This window comes from Bacillus sp. XB1 (assembly GCF_053557995.1).
Genome location: NZ_JBNRIL010000007.1, coordinates 69,101 through 89,125, shown reverse-complemented (window position 1 = coordinate 89,125; position 20,025 = coordinate 69,101). Strand labels below are relative to the sequence as shown.

18 protein-coding genes and 1 riboswitch are annotated in these 20,025 nt (G+C 35.4%); of the genes, 10 read left to right on the top strand and 8 right to left on the bottom strand.

The window, feature by feature from the left end; all coding sequences use genetic code 11:
* Nucleotides 1-57: 57 nt before the first annotated feature.
* Together ACK1U5_RS26620 and glmS are read left to right on the top strand one after the other, a co-directional pair.
* Nucleotides 58-243: a hypothetical protein gene (locus ACK1U5_RS26620; RefSeq protein WP_001206405.1), complete on the top strand. Its 186-nt coding sequence runs from the start codon at nt 58-60 to the stop codon at nt 241-243.
* 12 nt (nt 244-255) lie between these two features.
* Nucleotides 256-2,058 (top strand): glutamine--fructose-6-phosphate transaminase (isomerizing), encoded by a 1,803-nt coding sequence (glmS, locus tag ACK1U5_RS26615; RefSeq protein ID WP_061140066.1) that lies wholly within the window; start codon nt 256-258, stop codon nt 2,056-2,058.
* A gap of 138 nt (nt 2,059-2,196) precedes the next feature.
* Here glmS and ACK1U5_RS26610 read toward each other — a convergent pair whose 3' ends face one another.
* The gene (locus tag ACK1U5_RS26610) at nt 2,197-3,324 is read right to left on the bottom strand and encodes a DUF3994 domain-containing protein (RefSeq protein WP_080481925.1); all 1,128 of its coding nucleotides are present in this window, start codon (nt 3,322-3,324) and stop codon (nt 2,197-2,199) included.
* Nucleotides 3,325-3,928: 604 nt separating this feature from the next.
* Between ACK1U5_RS26610 and ACK1U5_RS26605 the strand changes: the two genes are divergently transcribed.
* Together ACK1U5_RS26605 and ACK1U5_RS26600 are read left to right on the top strand one after the other, a co-directional pair.
* Entirely contained in the window at nt 3,929-5,893 is a 1,965-nt protein-coding gene (locus ACK1U5_RS26605; protein ID WP_069605349.1) for a S9 family peptidase, read from the top strand.
* 107 nt (nt 5,894-6,000) lie between these two features.
* Nucleotides 6,001-6,567 carry a DUF4256 domain-containing protein gene (locus tag ACK1U5_RS26600; protein WP_114556461.1) on the top strand — a complete coding sequence of 189 codons (567 nt, stop codon included), beginning with the start codon at nt 6,001-6,003 and terminating at the stop codon, nt 6,565-6,567.
* Nucleotides 6,568-6,639: 72 nt separating this feature from the next.
* On the opposite strand, the gene ACK1U5_RS26595 is transcribed toward ACK1U5_RS26600, so the two are convergent.
* From ACK1U5_RS26595 to ACK1U5_RS26585, 3 genes are all read right to left on the bottom strand, one after another.
* Complete coding sequence (locus tag ACK1U5_RS26595; RefSeq protein ID WP_448814846.1) at nt 6,640-7,146, bottom strand: DoxX family membrane protein; 507 nt, start codon at nt 7,144-7,146, stop codon at nt 6,640-6,642.
* 237 nt (nt 7,147-7,383) lie between these two features.
* A complete protein-coding gene (locus ACK1U5_RS26590; protein ID WP_000381492.1) occupies nt 7,384-8,295 on the bottom strand; it encodes a sigma factor regulator N-terminal domain-containing protein in 912 nt (303 codons plus the stop codon).
* The gene (locus ACK1U5_RS26585) at nt 8,295-8,786 is read right to left on the bottom strand and encodes an RNA polymerase sigma factor (RefSeq protein WP_000514134.1); all 492 of its coding nucleotides are present in this window, start codon (nt 8,784-8,786) and stop codon (nt 8,295-8,297) included. The genes ACK1U5_RS26590 and ACK1U5_RS26585 overlap by 1 nt, the downstream gene beginning before the upstream one ends.
* Nucleotides 8,787-9,200: 414 nt before the next feature.
* Between ACK1U5_RS26585 and ACK1U5_RS26580 the strand changes: the two genes are divergently transcribed.
* Nucleotides 9,201-9,977, top strand: a complete 777-nt coding sequence (locus ACK1U5_RS26580; protein ID WP_002098920.1) for an SDR family oxidoreductase — start codon at nt 9,201-9,203, stop codon at nt 9,975-9,977.
* Between the two features lie 38 nt (nt 9,978-10,015).
* Here the strand turns inward: ACK1U5_RS26580 and ACK1U5_RS26575 are convergent, their stop codons facing one another.
* The 4 genes from ACK1U5_RS26575 to ACK1U5_RS26560 form a co-directional block, all read right to left on the bottom strand.
* Complete coding sequence (locus tag ACK1U5_RS26575) at nt 10,016-10,684, bottom strand: methionine ABC transporter permease (protein ID WP_050964590.1); 669 nt, start codon at nt 10,682-10,684, stop codon at nt 10,016-10,018.
* Nucleotides 10,659-11,699: a methionine ABC transporter ATP-binding protein gene (locus ACK1U5_RS26570; protein WP_000571308.1), complete on the bottom strand. Its 1,041-nt coding sequence runs from the start codon at nt 11,697-11,699 to the stop codon at nt 10,659-10,661. The genes ACK1U5_RS26575 and ACK1U5_RS26570 overlap by 26 nt, the downstream gene beginning before the upstream one ends.
* 12 nt (nt 11,700-11,711) lie before the next feature.
* Nucleotides 11,712-12,524: a MetQ/NlpA family ABC transporter substrate-binding protein gene (locus ACK1U5_RS26565; protein WP_000756992.1), complete on the bottom strand. Its 813-nt coding sequence runs from the start codon at nt 12,522-12,524 to the stop codon at nt 11,712-11,714.
* An 85-nt stretch (nt 12,525-12,609) separates the two neighbouring features.
* Nucleotides 12,610-12,724, bottom strand: a riboswitch (SAM riboswitch).
* Nucleotides 12,725-12,803: 79 nt separating this feature from the next.
* Nucleotides 12,804-13,712 (bottom strand): NAD(P)-dependent alcohol dehydrogenase, encoded by a 909-nt coding sequence (locus ACK1U5_RS26560; RefSeq protein ID WP_000643865.1) that lies wholly within the window; start codon nt 13,710-13,712, stop codon nt 12,804-12,806.
* A 157-nt stretch (nt 13,713-13,869) separates the two neighbouring features.
* Here ACK1U5_RS26560 and ACK1U5_RS26555 point away from each other — a divergent pair, with 157 nt between their 5' ends.
* From ACK1U5_RS26555 to ACK1U5_RS26535, 5 genes are all read left to right on the top strand, one after another.
* Nucleotides 13,870-14,634 (top strand): hypothetical protein, encoded by a 765-nt coding sequence (locus tag ACK1U5_RS26555; protein WP_000733615.1) that lies wholly within the window; start codon nt 13,870-13,872, stop codon nt 14,632-14,634.
* 66 nt (nt 14,635-14,700) lie between these two features.
* Nucleotides 14,701-16,137, top strand: coding sequence for an FAD-binding oxidoreductase (locus ACK1U5_RS26550; protein WP_000746275.1), 1,437 nt, complete (start codon nt 14,701-14,703; stop codon nt 16,135-16,137).
* Complete coding sequence (locus ACK1U5_RS26545) at nt 16,134-16,667, top strand: MFS transporter (protein ID WP_000222367.1); 534 nt, start codon at nt 16,134-16,136, stop codon at nt 16,665-16,667. Before ACK1U5_RS26550 ends, ACK1U5_RS26545 begins: the two co-directional genes overlap by 4 nt.
* A 78-nt stretch (nt 16,668-16,745) precedes the next feature.
* Entirely contained in the window at nt 16,746-18,464 is a 1,719-nt protein-coding gene (locus ACK1U5_RS26540) for a DUF3981 domain-containing protein (protein ID WP_000674048.1), read from the top strand.
* A gap of 117 nt (nt 18,465-18,581) precedes the next feature.
* A complete protein-coding gene (locus ACK1U5_RS26535; RefSeq protein WP_223153447.1) occupies nt 18,582-19,841 on the top strand; it encodes a multidrug effflux MFS transporter in 1,260 nt (419 codons plus the stop codon).
* Nucleotides 19,842-20,025: the final 184 nt, after the last annotated feature.

Below are 20,025 nucleotides of genomic sequence, written 5' to 3'. Positions count from 1 at the left end.
ACCGCAAGCTTTTACTTAAATCATTAAGGTGACTTAGTGGACAAAGGTGAAAGTGTGATGAGAGAAGAGGAACGGATGAAAACTAGCTGTATAAGTATATACGGACTTAAACCCAATCGAGAGGAAGGTGAAAGCCGTTACAAGCTTACAGGGCTAGCAATATGTAATCCGTTTTTTAGTATAAATAAAAATGGTATCGGACTATGTCGTTACATGTTCGCAGAGCAGTGTAAGCATTTGTAACGGCGACTAAACATGTGTGGAATCGTAGGATTTATTGGAGAGCAAGATGCAAAGGAAATTTTATTAAAAGGTTTAGAAAAGCTAGAATATCGTGGATATGATTCAGCAGGTATTGCAGTACAAGCAGAGAACGGTGTTGTTGTATACAAAGAAAAAGGCCGTATCGCAAAACTTCGTGAAATCGTAGATGAGAACGTAGCAGCAAGCGTAGGTATCGGACACACACGCTGGGCTACACACGGTGTTCCAAGTAAAGTAAACGCGCATCCGCATCAAAGTACATCAAAACGCTTTACATTAGTTCATAACGGTGTAATTGAAAACTATGAATTAGTGAAAAAGGAATATTTACAAGATGTAACGTTCGTAAGTGAAACAGATACAGAGGTTATCGTACAGCTTATGGAACAACAAGTGAGCACAGGATTAAGTGTAGAAGAAGCGTTCCGTAATACGCTATCTCTTTTACATGGCTCTTATGCAATCGGATTACTTGATGCTGAAAATCCAAACATGATTTATGTTGCTAAAAACAAAAGCCCGCTATTAGTAGGTGTTGGTGACAACTTTAATGTTGTGGCAAGCGACGCTATGGCGATGTTACAAGTTACAGATCAATTCATTGAGTTAATGGATAAAGAAATCGTAATCGTAACGAAAGAAAGTATTACAATTAAAAACTTACAAGGTGAAACGATTGAACGTGCACCGTTTACAGCGGAATTAGACGCAAGTGATATTGAAAAAGGAACATATCCTCATTTCATGCTTAAAGAAATCGATGAGCAACCACTTGTAATCCGTAATATAATTCAAAAGTATCAAGATGAAAATGGCGAAATTGAATTAAATCAAGACATCCGCAATGCGATTTTAGATAGCGATCGTATTTACATCATTGCATGTGGAACGAGTTATCATGCAGGTCTTGTTGGAAAACAATTTATCGAGAAGTTTGCAAAAATGCCAGTTGAAGTACACGTGGCAAGTGAATTCTCTTACAACATGCCATTATTAACAAAAAGACCATTCTTCATTTACATTTCACAAAGTGGTGAAACAGCTGATAGCCGTGCAGTACTTGTACAAACAAATGAAATGGGTCATAAAGCATTAACAATTACAAACGTGCCTGGTTCTACGCTTTCTCGTGAGGCTGATTATACACTTCCGTTATACGCTGGACCAGAAATTGCAGTTGCATCAACGAAAGCTTACACAGCACAGCTTGCAGTACTTTCAATTTTAGCGGCTGATATTGCTAAAGCAAAAGGTGAAGTTCTTGATTTCGATTTAACACACGAACTAGGACTTGTAGCAAATGCAATGATAGAACTTTGTGATCAAAAAGAAGAAATGGACGCATTAGCAAAACAATTTTTAGCAACAACGCGTAACTGTTTCTTCATCGGACGTAGCGTAGACTTCTACGTAGGATTAGAAGGTGCGTTAAAACTAAAAGAAATCTCTTACATCCAAGCAGAAGGATTCGCTGGAGGAGAGTTAAAACACGGTACAATCGCTTTAATTGAAAATGGTACACCAGTTATCGCACTTGCTACACAAGAGCACGTAAACCTTGGAATTCGTGGTAACGTGAAAGAAGTAGTAGCACGCGGAGCTAACCCATGTATCATCTCAATGAAAGGCTTAGAAATGGAAGGTGACAGCTTCGTATTACCAGCTGTACACGAAGCGCTAGCACCGCTAGTAGCAGTTATTCCATTACAACTTATCTCATACTACGCAGCACTTCACCGCGAGTGTGACGTTGATAAGCCACGTAACTTAGCTAAGTCTGTTACTGTTGAGTAGGAGATTGGTAGGTTAATAAATATAGTTATGCGTTTGAAATAAATTTTGATAGTTTATAAAAAAGTCTGATCGTTTATAATAAATTAAAACTAAGAAAAGAACTCTGTAAAAATCATTTTACAGAGTTCTTTTAGTTATTTATTGTTTTACATAACAAATTGTTACTTGTTCGTCTATGTGGAAAATCTGTAATGCTTTACCATCTAAATTTTTAACCTCATATGATGAATAAATAGGTCGTTCCAATTTCACTTCTTGACCATTTTGAGTTCCTTTTTCCACCATTAGCGTTAACTGATGGGAAGAAACGTCTGCTTGGTATGTTCCTGTTAAGTAATTATCTTTATTTGGATAAGAACCATTTGCATATGTTTCAAATGTCTTATCTGCTTTTAGGACTAACGTAGTTTTGACTCCGTCTCCGTAATCAATACCCCAATTACCTACAAGCTCTGTACCGTCTTTATAGTTGTTCTGTACATTCTTAAACTTAGCCGAACCCTCGTCTGGTGTATCAATTTTTCCTTTGAATATACCAGTTTTATCTTGGGTACTGTATGTTTTAACTGTATTACCACTAGATAAACTCGGTGAGTTAGAAGAACTAGTACCACTTGTTGTAGAAGTAGTTGTTGAACTACTCTTAGCTTCCGCTTTTAACTTATCAAATACAGGTTTCCAAATGCGTTTTGCTTCATCTAATTTATTGTTTGCTTTATCTATGATTGCATCATCCGTATCTTTAAGTGTTTTAGAGTAATCAAATAACTTCGATACTTCTTTGAAAGATTCTTTTAACTTTTGAACAGCTTTTACAATTTCCTTATGATCTTCCTTGTATTTTCCTGGTGCATCTATACGCTCTATTTTATTAAATACTTTATCTAAGTCTTTAATACTATCTCGTACCTCTTCATTTGACTTACTTCCCTTTTTATTATCCCTCACAGAAGCATCATAGTAATCTAGACGTCTTAATAAGTCTTCTTCAATGTCTACCATAAGTTGTGGGTAATCCTCAGGTAAAACCATAATCATCTTAACATCTTTACTTTCTTCTTTTGAGTTAGTTGATTTTTCCTTTGTTTCAGATGATTTACCTTCTGTCTTAGTTTCTTTACTTTCTTGTTTACCAGATTCAGCATTTGTTTTTTCTTTTTCTCCAAATAAATTAGTTACACTACAAGCTGACATAGAAACTACTAATCCGGATGCTAGTAAAATTTTACCTGTACTCTTTTTGAAATTCTTCATATGATTTTTCAATTCTCCCTCTAAAAACATAAAATAGATGTGCTTTAGCCCCTTTAAAACTAAAAAACATACCCCTTCTATATTTATTTTATAATACCTTTCTATGTATAATATTTTACAATTAATTACAGATTCGGTCAAAATTTATCTTAGTTTAACGATGTTCACAAAAAAGATACGAAGCTTTATTCTTCAAGTAAAGATTCTAAGTGAGTTTTGATTAAAATTTTTTTATAAAAATCTCATACTTAGTTAAAAAGAGTAATTCTATTTTGATCAATCGTTTTTTCAAAATGAATTTTTTTGTTGTTAAATAAAGATTTGTGACTTCATTTTTATCAAATTTTATTCCAAACCAACATATAGTTATAGCTTTAAAATAAATTTACAAATTTGCACCCCTTTAGATATTTTATCTAAAGGGGTATTTTTGTGTCGAAAAAGAACATCTAAAATTGATAAGCGGAAAGAGCCCTATAGATTAAAGTTTTACTTTATCGGAGTCACTTTTATTTATCTGAATTTTCCGTTACTATTTTAAGTATCCGTGAACAATTTCCTTTATTACGACAAGAAGAGACGGTAGATTCATGGACATTACAAGGGGGCTTATTATATGAAAGTGAAAGCAAAAACATATTTAAGTATAGAAGAGATTATTTCATTACCAACCGTATCAAGTACAAACATAAGTGATGATGGTAAAAACGTAGCATTTGTTAAGAAGACGGCTGATTGGAAAGACAATACATATAGGAATCATGTATGGATATATGAAAAAGATAAGAAGCAGAGTTACCCATTATCAAATGGTGATATAGATAGTACACACCCATTATGGTCTCCAGATGCTAGGTGTATCGCATATCTTAGTCCAGTTGGTGACGGGGGAAATCAGATATTTGTTAAGTCACTAGATGATTATAGAGAGGTTCAAATTACTGATGAGAAAGAAGGAGTCAGTACATTCAAATGGGGTCCTACTGGCAAGGGGCTTTATTATGTTACGCAGTCAAAAGAATGTGAAGAGATAAAGAAACGTAAGGAGCTATATGGAGATTTTCAACATATAGGTAAGGAACACCAGAATGATTGTTTATATTACATTGAAATAGAAAAGGTGATACAAAGTGATACAGATGAACACGAGAACAGAGTTGTTTATCAATTAACGGATGGTAAGGACTTTCATATCCATGAATTTGATATTTCAAATGATGGTAAAAAGGTTGTATTTATAACGACACCAAGCTCAAATATGGCAGATTATATAAATGGAGATCTATACATACTCCATATTAAAGCTGGAGAGCTACAAAAGCTGAATGTGGATAAGTTGTTGGGAGGGAGTGTTTGCTTTTCTCCTGACGGCAGTAAAATATGTTACACAGCAAGCATAAGAGAGAAGGATTACTATAGAAACCATATACAAGATAGTACGTTAGAGATATATGATATGAATACTGGAGAGGTAATTCAGCCTCTAACAAACTTTGATAGTACAGTTATGCCATTACAGTGGACAGCTAAAGGAATTTTAATTAGATGGCAGGATAAAACGAATTATCGTATTGGATTACTAGCTGAAGATGGCACTGTGGAAGCATTAAGCGACAAGATAGATGGCTTTATAATGGATGCCTCTATAACAAAGGATGGAAATCATATAACCTATAATAAGGCTATAACAAATGAAACCTTTGAAATCTATTTAGACGATAAAAAAATAACGGATGAAAATAGCTTTTTCAAAGGGAAACTTAAAAGTAACAGGGAAATCATCTCATGGAAAAGTAGTGATGGTCTTGAAATAGAAGGTGTTTTATCAGCGCCAGTAGAGTTTGACACTAATAAAAAATATCCTTTATTAGTAGTAATTCACGGTGGTCCGGCTTGGGCATCTTTTCCGATATTTTCAGACTGCTTCAATGAGAAATATCCGATTGAACAGTTTGTTGAAAAAGGCTTTATCGTTTTAGAGCCAAATTACAGAGGAAGTTCAGGTTATGGTAATGAATTTTTAAAAGCTAACTATAGAAAACAGGGGATTGCTGACTACGACGATGTTATATCAGGAGTTGATAAACTAGTTGATCAAGGGATAGTAGATAAAGATAGAGTAGGAGTTATGGGATGGAGCAACGGTGGATATGTATCAGCTTTCTGTTCTACATTTAGTAGCAGGTTTAAAGCTATTTCAGTTGGCGGTGGAATAACTAACTGGAGTACCCATTATGTAAATACAGATATACCTTACTTTATTAGAATGTATTTAGGAAATACTCCATGGAATGATCCAGATATATATACGAAGACATCACCTATGACGTATATTAAATCAGCTTGTACGCCTACCTTAATTCAACATGGGGAAAAGGATGCAAGAATTCCGATTACAAATGCATATGATCTATATCAAGGATTAATGGATATGGAAGTTGATACAGAATTAATTATATTTAAAGGAATGGCATATAGTTCTGACCAACCAGGAGTTCATGTGGCTATTATGAAGCAGAACTTGATGTGGTTTTCACACTATATGCTTGAAGAGAGTATGGAGGGTTTTAGGACTTTGTAATAGATGTTTGTACAAGACATATGATTGAAACGGTCTTCATATTGAGATGATTTATTATAAAATATATACTTAAACTACTATCAGTACATACATCAGGGAGGACTAATATGACAGGAAATAAAAATGACTTACTAGTAGAAAAACGTGAAGAGTTATTGAAAGTATTGCAAGCTCGTTTTGAGAAAAACATGAACCGCCATGAAGGTCTTGAATGGGGTAAAGTTGAAGCGAAGCTGACTACTAATAATGAAAAATTGTGGTCACTTAACGAAATGGAAGTAACTGGTGGTGAGCCGGATGTTATTGGTTATGATGAAGAAAAGGACGAATATACTTTCTATGATTGTTCAAAGGAGAGTCCTAAAGGCCGCAGAAGTCTTTGTTATGATCTTGAAGCGTTAGAATCAAGAAAAAAGCATAAACCAGAAAATAACGCTATTGATGTGGCGGCCGCTATGGGTATTGAGTTATTAACGGAAGAACAATATCGAGAGTTACAAAAACTTGGAGATTTTGATATGAAATCATCGAGTTGGGTACAAACACCTTCAGATATTAGAGAGCTTGGTGGTGCTCTATTTTGCGATTATCGCTTTGGACATGTTTTCGTGTACCACAATGGAGCAGACTCTTACTATGCTGCCAGAGGTTTTCGTGGTTCGTTAAAAGTTTAAATTAGGATAAATAAGAAAAAGAGCCTATATTCAGGCTCTTTTTCTTATTTATATTTTAAAAGTAAATTGTTACTACGCAGTTTTACTTAATTTATATATTCCGTGGTTGTTTTTACGGAAAAGTTTAGGGAAAACATAGCCATCTAATCCAATACGTCCAGCGTTCTGCCCTGCAACTAAAATGAACATAGTCGAAATAAGCAGGTTTGGGTTTACACTAACAGTTCCGCTTAATAAAAATGAAAGATTCATTATGATTCCGAAAAATGCAGCTGTTTTTGTTAATCCGCCTAAAATCAAACCTAGACCTACTAAAATTTCTCCCCATTGAACTAAAAAGCTAAATAGGTCTGCGTTTGAAAGGACAAAATGTTGAAGAAAATCTGCCCACCAACTTTGTACTGCAGGATGGTCACCTGATGCTTGAGCAATAGCACCCTTTAGAAAACCGCTTGCGTCAAAAGATTGTCCGAAGACTTTGCCTATCCCAGCAGCGAGCCATGTATATCCTATGTAAAGCCGTAAAAGTAATAATATGAAAGTAGCACGTTTATCAGTTCTTAAAAAATTGATAACCATTGAAATCCCTCCAATATTGTATTTACACGTTTATTATATATCTAATGTGAAAAGATTCACAATAGATATAATGTGAACAAATTTATGATTTTTCATTTGTGAAATTGTACAAAGCATTTTGAAGTTTATTTTTGGAAGGTGAAGAATAAATGTGGTCTGGGAGCTATCTATTGTAGTAGAGAGCTCCCAGAGTAAATAGATTCATTTAGTTTTTTTAGTGTATCTGCGCATTACGTATTATTTCTCTGGCTTTATATAAGGAACAATTTGCGCAGTCACCCCTACAGAAGCACCACGAATAAAGTCTTGGTTTTCTAACGCCTTAAAGTTTTCCGTTCTCCCAGTTAGCATAACCCCTAAAATTTTCACTTGATCAAATGGTTTGTCCTTGTTTGATTTTAAAAACTTCTGGATATCTTTATCATGACCATCGTCATCGTATTGGTTAAGTGAATCAACGAACTCTTTATAGGCTTCTCCAGGTGACTTGTCTGGATTAAATCCATAAACGGGCATACCAGCAGGCCCTTTGCTTTCATCTCTAATTGGTGAGGTCATGTATAACCATACAATGTTTAAGTTGTCTGGAATCTTCTCTTTAATTTCTTGTAGTGTGTAGGGCTGGTTGAAAGAAATAGCAACTTCGGCAACATAGTTATTCATTTGTGAAACTTCCCCTAATTCATTTTGGACACCATCAAAATATTCCTTAATAGCGGGATTATAAAATGTTGCAAATTTTTTCTTTGTTTGTTTATCATACTCATAGAACTCTGTATCGGACCAATAAAATCCGGGTGTTAATTCATTGGTATCAATGTTGATACGGAGCCAACCATAGGAACTTGTTAAAGTGTTCCATGGGACTACATAACCATTAATATTTTTAGATCGATTTGATATAATATTGCCGCCAAACATAGTTGAATTACTTGTAACTTGAGAATCGATTTGCACATTAGGTTCGGCAATTGCATTATGTAAAAAGAGACTTTCGTGAAGCTTTGTCGAACTTTTCGCCGCAAAGTAATTGCCAACTTTATAAATTATAGGTATAAGCATGATTACAACGATAATTGAGGTAATGATGATTTTAAGTAACTGTTTTCTTTGAGCTTTTTTTAATGCATCTTTTAAAGAAGTATCCATTAAGGTTTTCCTCCTACTGTAGAATGAATTGTTTTACGTGCACGATGTAATTTTTGTTTTACGCTGTTCACTTGAATATCTAGTATTAGAGCGATTTCTTCATATGAAAAGTTGTAATAGTATTTTAAAAAGAAGGCTTCTTTATATTCTGGTTTTATATCTTTTAATAAATAGAAAATCTCATCTTTATTTAAAACAGCGTCTAATTCTCGGTCTGTATATTGTAATTTTGAATAAATATCTTCAGTTAAATAGATGTTCTGTTGCTCTTTTTTTCTCTTTAAGTCAATGTATTCATTTAATGCCACCCTAAAAAACCATGGTCGTATGTTACTCTCGGTTAGGTGATCTAGCAACGTATATACTTTATAGAAAGTATTTTGGATGATGTCTTCTGCATCTTCTTTTATAGCCCCTTTCGCTAGTAGTAGTTTGAACACTTCCTCCCCTAGATTGATAAGATAGGAGGTAAATATATTTTCTTTTCCCATCACTTTTCCTCCCTACACTTATACAACGAATAGGTAATGATAAATGTATACACTTAAATTTAAATTAGTTATTAACTATGGTTTATAGTACACGATACTTTATAAATAGGAGTGGTTATTTTATCTTTTGAAATATTAAATCTTTAGTGCTAAAATAAAATTTGGAGATATATGGAGAGGAGACAAAGACTCAATATGTGGATGAACTTGTAATGATTAGAAACTACTAGATAGATAAATTTTGCTCTCATAAGCGAGGGTTTATTTAGTTATCTGTAAATCATTCAAGGAATGCATATTTGGCTTGTACATCCCTTTTATAAGGATAGGTGCCTATTTTATGTATCTGTCTTTTTTGTGGGAAAGTTTATATCTCTTATATAAAATATGCGTCCTTTAAACTTGGAGGAGTATATGATGAACCAATTAAAAAATAAAGTAGCAGTTATTACAGGGGTAAGTCGTCTAGATGGTATAGGGGCAGCGATTTGTAAAGAATTAGCTGAATCAGGATACGATATATTTTTTACGTATTGGACAGCTTACGATAAAGAGATGCCTTGGGGCGTTGATAAAAATGAACAAATACAATTAAAAGAAGAGTTACTAAAAAACGGTGTTAAAGTATCAAGTATGGAGTTAGATTTAACTCAGAATGATGCACCAAAAGAGCTTATAAATAAAGTTACTGAACAATTAGGGTACCCTCATATATTAATTAATAATGCAGCATATTCTACGAATAATGATTTCTCTACGTTGACTGCTGAAGAATTAGATAAGCATTATATGGTAAATGTTCGTGCGACTACATTGCTCAGTAGTCAATTTTCCCGGGGATTTGATAAGAAATCTGGTGGTAGAATTGTTAATATTACTTCGGGGCAATTTCAAGGTCCTATGGCAGGAGAACTAGCTTATGCGACAACGAAGGGAGCTATTGATGCTCTTACTAGTACGTTGTCAGCAGAGGTAGCTCATTTAGGAATAACAGTGAATGCAATTAATCCAGGACCAACCGATACAGGATGGATGACTGAAGAGATAAAACAAGGGTTAAAGCCGATGTTTCCTTTTGGCAGAATTGGTGAGCCAAGGGATGCAGCTAGACTCATTAAATTTTTAGTAAGTGAAGAGGCCGAGTGGATTACTGGGCAAGTTATTCATTCAGAAGGTGGATTTAAAAGATAAAAAAGAAGGCATCTCACCAGGGTGAGATGCCTTCTTTTTTAATCTTTCTTCAATCTTCGTGCAACACCATTCCCTAAAGACTGTAATCCTTGAACGAGGATAATTAAAATAAAGACGGTTGCATACATTACTTCAGGCTCGTAGCGTAAATGTCCGAAGCGGTATGCTAAATCCCCTAGCCCGCCAGCACCTACAAGGCCAGCCATTGCTGTTGCGCCGATTAAGCCGATCGTTGCGATTGTTAATCCGAGTACAAGGGAGGAACGAGCTTCTTTCACCATGACGTGCCAAATGATTTTTATAGTAGAGACTCCCATCGCTTGGTAGGCTTCAATGACACCGCGATCGACTTCTAGTAAAGCTGTCTCCATTAAACGTGCGATATAAGGGGCTGTGAAGACGACAAGCGGTACGATAACACCTTGCACGCCAATGGACGTTCCCATTAGAAATTTTGTAAAAGGTAAAATAAAGAATAATAGAATGATAAATGGAAGAGAGCGAATGATATTAATAATTGTATTAAGAATAGGATAGATGATTTTATTTTCACGCTGCCCACCAGGTCTCGTTAAAACAAGTGTGACGCCAAGTGGTAATGCAATAAGGATCGAGATGAGTAATGAGATAGATGTCATTTGAAAGGTTTGGATTGTGGCTTCCCATATGACTTTACCCCATTCATCCAAAAAGGACTTGTTTCCCATAATCTGTTCTACCTCCTTCTACGATGATTCCTTGCTCTTGTAAAAATGATAAAGCATGGTGGATTTCATTTTGTTCCCCTTGCATATGAACGACTAGTTTCCCATATGCTTCATGTTTTAACTGCGTAATATTACCGGATAAAATATTCGGATACACTTGGAAACGTTTTGTGGCAACGGCTAAGGCAGGTTCCCCTGAAGTAGTGCCAATAAATGAAAGTGTTACAATTTCTCCAGTACTTTGTAGTTCTTTCTGTACCTCTTTTGGAATTTTCGCTGCAAATGCGCTATTTACAAATTTCTTCGTGGTTACATGTTGTGGGTTTGTGAAAATATCTTTTACAGTCCCACTTTCGACTACAGATCCATGTTCCATAACAGCAACGCGGTCACATATACGCTGGATGACATTCATTTCATGTGTAATGAGTAAAATCGTAATTCCGATTTCTTCGTTAATCTTTAATAACAAATCAAGGATAGAATCGGTTGTTTCGGGATCTAATGCGCTCGTTGCTTCATCACTTAATAACACTTCAGGTTCATGTGATAGCGCACGAGCAATTGCAACACGCTGTTTTTGACCACCAGAAAGTTCGCTTGGATACGCATCTTTTCGATTAAAAAGATCGACAATGCGTAAATACTTTTCTACTCTTTTTTCAATTTCTGCTTTTGGAATGCCAGCAAGCCGTAACGGTAATGCGATATTTTCATAAACGGTAACAGTTTTAAGTAAATTGAATCCTTGGAAGATTATTCCGATTTTTTGTCTCGCTTTTGCTAGTTCTTTTGTCGATAACGTTGTTAAGTCTTGTTCGTTTACAATGATATTTCCTGTCGTTGGTTTTTCTAATAAATTTACACATCGAATCAATGTACTTTTACCAGCGCCACTATATCCAATGATTCCAAATACCTCGCCTTTTTCTACTTTAAGGGAAGTAGACTTAAGAGCCTCAACATTCCCTTTTTTTGTTGTAAATACTTTGGATATGTTTTTTAATTCAATCATTATCGTCAGCTCCTACCAAGATGGTAAAACTGAACCATCAAATTTTTTCTCGATAAACTCTTTTACTTCCTTAGACTGATAAGCTTTCTTTAATTTATTTACAACGGCATCATCTTTATTTTCAGTACGAACAACGACCCAGTTCACATATGGTGAATCTTTTCCTTCGCGGAAGATAGAATCTTTCGCTGGACTTAATTTTGCACCTAATGCAAAGTTTGTGTTAATTGCAGCTGCTTTCACTTCACTTAGTTGCGTTGGTAATTGAGATGCCTCTAATTCGACAATCTTTAATTTTTTTGGATTTTCAATTACATCTTTTGCAGTCGCTTTTTCTGTAGCCTTTGGATCAACTTTTAAAACCCCTGCTTTTTCAAATAATTTTAAAGCTCGAAGTTCATTCGTTGGGTCATTTGGTACAGCAATTGCGTCGCCCTCTTTTAAGTCTTTTACATCTTTTATATCTTTAGAATATACGCCCATAGGGAATGTTACTGTTGAAAATACTTCAGCTAATTTCATATTGCGTTCAGCTTTAAATACATCTAAATACGATTTCGTTTGGTAGCTATTTACATCAAGGCTTTTTTCATCTAAAGATACGTTTGGCGCTACATAATCATTAAATACTTTTATATCAATTTCGAGACCATCTTTTGCTGCAACTTCTTTTACCTTTTCAAAAATTTGTTCATGTGGTCCACCTGTTACACCGACAGTAATCTTTTTCTCGTCTAATGCTTTTACCTCTTTATCTGAACTCACGCTACATGCGCCTAATAATAATACTGCTCCGCTTACAATGCTTAATAATACCTTTTTCATCTATAAATCCCCCTTCATATACGTTCCAAAATAAAAAGCACCTCCCAAAAATAAGAGAGGTGCCGAATAGACGAAATAGATTCCTCTCTTATCTTCCAAAACGAAAACTCGTTTTGCAGGAATTAGCACCTTAGCTTATACGTCATAAGCTCGGTTGCCGGGCATCATCGGGCCAGTCCCTCCGCCACTCTTGATAAGAGTATGTGTATGTAGTTTTGAATATGGTACTAATAGTAAATCGTATAAAAAGAATTGTTAATGATATTTTCTGAATATATTTTATTTTAAGATAATCGAAACATTCCCCTTTTTATGTCCTTTTTCTACATATATATGAGCTTCAGCAATTTCTTCTAATCGGTAAGTTCTATCAATAACAGGTTTTAGCTTTCCTGTTTCAGCTAGTTGTTTTAGTAGGTTCATATCTTCTTTACTGACCTTTGCCATCATTCCGTTCACAGATACATATTTTCCATTAGGCATTAATGCATCTGTACAAAGAGACTTTTTATATTTTCCAACTGCATCAAATATAATATCGTAGTGCTCGCCCTGCTTAGTAAAATCTTCTTTCATATAATCAATTACGTTGTCTGCCCCTAAAGCTGTTACTAATTCGAAATTCGAACTACTACAAATGGCTGTGACAGTCGCCCCGAAGTATTTAGCAAGTTGTATGGCAGCTGTCCCTACTGACCCAGAGGCGCCGTATATAAGTACTCGTTGCCCTTTTTTTATCTGTCCTTTTCTAAGGAAGTGCAATGCTGAAGTTCCGCCGAAAGGAATAACGGCAGCTTCTTCATATGTCACATTGGTAGGTTTTAATGCTATTAATCCACTTTCATGCACGCATGTGTATTCCGCATAACCACCAAGGTTTAGTTCTGTTAATGCAAAAACTTGATCTCCTTTTTTAAATTGTGTTACATCTGTTCCAATGTCTTCGATTTCACCGGATAACTCTACGCCAAGTATAGGTTTTCTCGGTTTTCTGAAACCTAATATGATCCGCATAGGAATCCAAAATAAGAGGGGGCTATTAAAGCCACGTATTCTACAATCTCCAGTCGATACACTTGTTGCGTGAATTTTAACTAATACTTCATTTTTTTTAGGTTTAGGCTTTTCTACATTTTGAAGCTGGAGAACATTAGGTGGTCCGTACTTTGTACAAATAATCGCTTTCATAATGACCTCCTGAAATGAGTTGTTATTATTTACATCATATTTAAACTTTTTCTCAAACATGTTGTTATATAGGAAATAAATTTAAAGATAAATATTACGAATTATATAGATTTCATAGGAAAAGAGATGATATTATTTTTGGGAAGGAGGGGACGTTATGAAAAAACTTATTTTAATTTCAAGTTTAGTACTTGCAGTCGGTCTAGGAGTAGGGTGTAGTAATGAGAAAACAAAAAAGACTGACGAACCGAAAAAAGAAGCTGTGCAGAAAGAAAAGGAATTAACAGCGAAGGATGTTTTTAATAAAGCGAATGAAGCTTTTAAAAACGAAGAAAATGTAACGATGACATATGATGTGGGAATAAAGGCTGAAGGAACAGAGATGAATGTAATAAAGGCTAAAATGCAACTAGAGCCGAAGAAAAGAAATTCTCGTTCTGAAATGAATGTTTCTGGTACAGAGGTTGTTGTTTATGATGTGGGTGGCAAAATTGCTGGTCAGTTAAAAAATCCTAATACGGGTGAAATTATGTCTGTACCAGAGGAACAATTGAATGCTAACGGAATGAACGCGACTCAAGGAATGGTAGATAATTTAGAGATTCCATCGGAAATTTTAAATAAAGTGAAGATGGAGAAAATTGGAGATAATTATAAGCTGAAGTTTGCATTAAAAGGGCAAGAGACAGAGAGTATGCTAGCTAGTATGGATGAAAAGCAGAAACAAATGCTACAAGGCCAAAATGCAAAGATAGAAGAAATAGATGGGGAATATATTATTACAAAAGATTTTAAATATGAATCAGCAAAGATAGATATGGTTATGAGTAGCAATGGTGAGGATAAAGCGCACATTATTACGGATGCAAAGTTTACATCGTATGATAAATTTGATCCAATACAATTGCCAGCAGCAAAGTAATCACTGTCAAGAGAGGTACCTGAAAGAAAGGGTATCTCTTTTTGTTGCTAATAAGGAGAGTGTCCTTTGAAAAAAAGAAAGATAGCAGCGGTCATTGTCGCATATACGGTTTTGCTTGCAACGTCTGTACATACGTATAAAAAACAAATTGATCATCCTATTATGAGTGATGTAGGTAAATTGCTTCCGACAAAAATAAAACGTGTTGAAAGTGCTACGGAAGAGCACTCGTTAATAAAATTAGTGCGAGATGCAAAAGTTTCAGGAGAGAAAATTTCCATTGCAGGCATGCAACATAGCCAAGGAGGACAGACATATTATCCGAATGGCACGATGCTCGATATGAAAGGATATAATAAAATATTAGAATTTGATCCAGAGAAGAAGCGGATTACAGTTCAAAGTGGTGTCACCTGGAATGATATTCAGAAGAAAATAAATCCTTATGGCCTTGCGGTACAGGTCATGCAGTCTCAAAATATTTTTACTGTTGGCGGTTCATTAAGTGTAAATGTACACGGGCGTGATATTCGTCATGAGGCACTGATTGATACAGTAGATTCATTTAGATTGTTAATGGCAGATGGCACGGTACGTAATGTAAGTAGAGAAGAAAATGCAGAGTTATTTCCATATGTCATTGGGGGTTACGGTTTATTTGGAGTTATTTTAGATGTGACGCTGAAGTTAACAGATGATGAATTATATGAAATGCACACGAGAATGATAGATTATAAAGAATACGCATCTTATTTCAAAGAGAAAGTGAAAAGAGATGAGAATGTTCGTATGCACTTAGCGCGTATTTCTGTTGCTCCAAATTCATTTTTAAAAGAGATGTATGTGACAGATTATACTTTGGCACAAAATCAAAATATGAGAGAAGAGTACAGTGAATTAAAGGAAGAAAATATTATAGCTGCACCGAAATTTTTACTTGGGTTATCACGTTATAGTGATTGGGGAAAGAATACATTTTGGGATATACAAAGAGGTTATTTTGAACGTACAGATGGAAAGTATGAGACGCGTAATAATGTTATGAGATCAGATAGTGCTTTTATGGAATATGAAAATCCAAATAGGACCGAAGTGTTACAAGAATACTTTGTGCCTATAGATGCTTTCACAGAGTATATAGATGATTTACGTAACGTATTAAATGAAGATGAGTTTAATTTACTCAACATTACGATTCGTTACGTGGAAAAGAATGAAAATGCAGTTTTGTCCTATGCGAAAGATGATATGTTTGCGCTGGTTCTTTTGATTAACCAGGGACGCTCAGAGAGTGAGATAAAGAAAACAGAGGATGTCATTCGAAAGATGATTGATGTTACTTTAAAGCATAATGGTAGTTACTATTTGCCGTATTATTCTTATCCAACGAAAGAGCAGTTAAAGAGGGCATATCCTCGCATTGAAGAATTTCTCAAGAAAAAGAAGGAAATAGATTCAGAAGAGAGATTTGTGAATTTATTTTATAGGGAGTATACGAAATGACATATAGAAGATTTGTGGCTTCGCAAAGTATCATCATGATGGCAGGAAGTATGGTATTTCCTTTTTATATATTATTGCTTCGAAACGTTGGAAATAGCTTCTCGCAATTTGGCTGGGCGTATGGCTTATTTGCTTTAACATCAGCACTTGTATATCCACTAGTGGGAAAGGTATCTGATCAAGTAGGGGATAAAAAATTATTAATCATATACGCTTGGTCCATGGCAATCTTAATGCTTTGCTTTCCAATTGCCACGGAAGTTTGGCATGTGTATATTCTTCAAATTGTAATGGGCGTTTTAGGTGCTGTGCAGCGTAATACTGAGAAGACTTCGTTAGCACGAAAGGTTGCGCAGGAAAAGGCTGGTTATGAGATTGGAAAATACCATGTGTGGACATCCATTGGCGGAGCAGTAGCGGTTATTGCCACGGGATATTTAGTAGATTTCTTTACGATTGGTACAATTTTTTATATTGCATCTATTCTATATGTAGTGAGCGGGATTGTATTAAGTAGTAAAAAAATATAACTATTCCTATTTTCACCTTAATAACCTTTATTTGTTATACTAAAAGGGAATACAAAAGAAAAGGGGACAGTGCCTTTGATGAAATTTGTAGTTTTAGCTATTCTTACTTTGTTTTTGATTCCATGGACAAGAAGTAGTAGTAAGCTTCGAGCAGTGGATAAGAAGGGAGATAAGAAGGTTGTAAAGGGTAAGAAATCATCTATTTTAGTTATTCCTGTTTTATTTTGGATAGGTATTGCAATCTATGAATACTTTTGGCTAATTGATGATCGAGTAGATTCGATTCTTACTCATTATTCTGTTGCAGTAGCAATTTTAATTGGGCTTGTTTTATTTTCACAAGATCAAATAGGGAAATTAGAAGGTACATTAAAAGGACTTCTAATGTTTATTTTACTCGCAAGTTACGGCTACTTTGGTTATTTGCACGATATAGTAATCTCGCAAAAGAAATATGATTCTGTTGTTAAGGTAGAGAAAGATATTTCAGAGCCATTTACTGAAAATGACCAGCCGTTTACAGTGCCGCCAAAGACAGCGGAGAATAAGATGAAAAAAGTATTTGGTGATATTCCAAAAGTAGCTTATTTTGAGCTAGGAGAATTAACGCCACAAATGGTAAACGGCGAGGCTTTATATGTAGCGCCGATTGAAGTTTCAGGATTTTTTAAAGCGCGTAAAGCTGAGACAATTCCAGGGTACGTAACGATGTCAGGTACGAATCCTGATGCGGAAGCGAAACTGCACCTCGGTTATAAAATGAAATATGTGCCAAGCATGTTTTTTGGTAATAATTTAGAGCGTGTGGTAAGGCAAGCAGAACCAAATTTAATCTTTAAAGGAAAACCTAAATTTGAGGTTGATGATAAAGGAAAACCATATTATACAATGACGTATGGTGAATTTATTTCAGGAAGATCTGGATTTGAGGTAGAAGGTGTTGTCGTAGTAGATGCACAAACAGGTGAAGTGAAAAGATATGATAAAGGAAAGGCACCTAAATTTGTTGATGGTGTATTAAATCATGAGACTGCATCTACGTTAAATACGTACTTTGGCAAATATATTCACGGATTTTGGAATACGAAATTCTCGCAAACAGATATGAAAATTCCGACTGAGTGGGGAACGAAAGAAGGCGTGACCCCGATCTTTGGTAAAGATGGAACACTGTATTATTTTACAGACTTTACTTCTCCAAAAGAAGGAGTAGATTCAGCTCTAGGCTATTCATTAGTAGATGCACGCACAGGCAAGCTATATTACTATAATGGAAAAGAAGTAAAGGGGATTATGGATGGTTCAGCAGCTACAGAAGTAGTAGATAATTCCTTTAAGAGAGAGAAATGGCATGGGACAATGCCTGTCATTTATAACGTATACGGTAAACCAGCTTGGATTATTCCGGTTGTTGATGACGGAGGCCTAGTACGTGCGCATACAGTTGTATATGCTGCTAATGCAAAAATATTTGCGACAGGTTCTTCGCAGAAAGAAGCGCTTGAGAATTATAAAAACGTAATGAGCGGTAATGGTGATACATTTAGACCAACCTCAACAGGAAAAGAAGCGCAAAAAGAAGGTATTGTACAACGTGTATATAAAGAAAAATCTGGTGAAAATACAATCGTGTACGTACTTTTAGAGAATGAACAAAAGGTATTTATGATACCAGTGAAGAAATTCCCATATGCTATGTTTACAGAAGTAGGAGATCCAATTCAAATTACATATTTAGATACGGGAGAGACGATGGCCTCGGTATCTAAATTTACGAATAGCAATGTGAAAAAGTAAAGCGGTAGAATTTCTATCGCTTTTTTTACATTATGAAAGAGGAAAATGCACTGTACTTGACGTATGTTTATGATGTAACTATAATTGTTACGATTCAGTGTGTATAGGAAAGGGTGAATTGAAAAAGTGAATGAAGTTAATCACGAAATATATAAACCTGTAAAGGCAAACAGGTTGTGGATGATTCTTGTATTAGGGACACTTACGGCGATTGGGCCATTATCTATTGATATGTATTTGCCTTCATTACCGAAGTTAACGGATGACTTGCAAACAGGTGCATCCCTAGCGCAGCTTACATTAACAGCTTGTTTGCTTGGGTTGTCAGTAGGGCAATTATTTGTTGGCTCAATTAGTGATATTTACGGAAGACGCAAACCACTTATTATTGCTCTTATTATTTATGTTGCTTCTTCTTTACTTTGTGCTGTTGCGCCATCTATTTGGACATTAGTATTATTGCGCTTCCTACAAGGAGCTTCAGGATCAGCCGGGATTGTTATATCACGTGCGATGGTAAGAGATATGTACTCAGGTTCTGAAATGACGAAGTTTTTCTCACTGCTTATGTTAGTAAACGGAGCAGCACCTATTTTGGCACCGATTATTGGGGGGCAATTGTTACAGTTTACAACGTGGCGCGGTGTTTTCATCGTTCTTGGAGCAATTAGCGTATTCATGTTAATCTCAGCTACTTTTGTATTGCGTGAAACATTACCTCCTGAAGAAAGAGAAACAGGTGGTTTGTCAGGGACTTTGGCGACGTACGGAAAATTGTTAAAGGACCGTCTATTTATGGGATATGCATTGTCACAAGGATTAGTAACAGCGGCAATGTTTGCATACATTTCGGGCTCACCATTTGTGTTGCAGAACATATACGGAGCATCACCACAGCAATTTAGTTTATTCTTTGCGATTAATGGCATCGGTATTATTATTGCTAGTCAGGTAACGGGTCGTTTAGCGGGGAAAGTGAATGAGAAGACATTATTTGTTGCGGGTATTATTATCGCAGCTGTTGGTGGCCTATCTTTACTACTGACAATCGTACTAGGAATAGGTTTAATTGGTGTTTTATGTTCGTTATTCCTTGTCGTATCAAGTGTCGGGGTTGTATCAACAACTGGGTTCTCATTAGCGATGAGAAATCAGAAACAAGCTGCAGGAACAGCATCAGCTTTATTAGGTTTATTACAGTTTATTTCAGGAGCTCTTGTTGCTCCGCTAGTAGGTATCGGTGGAAGTAATACAGCATTACCGATGGGTATTGTTATTGCGCTTTGTGAAGTAGGAGCAGTGTTATGTTATCTATTTATGGCCAGAAGAAGTGAGAAACAGTTTGAACTGCAGCAAAAACAAAATCTAGAGGCTTAACAAAAAAGAACTGATTCAAAGGGAATGTTTGAATCAGTTCTTTTTTCATTTCTTTGAAATACCTCATACAGTTTTGTAAGGTGATGTAGTAAAGCATTGCAAAAGTTATTTGTATAAAGTGACGATACTGTGACAAACATGTTGGTATATATATTACGGTGTCGTCTTAAGTGTAAAAAGTAGG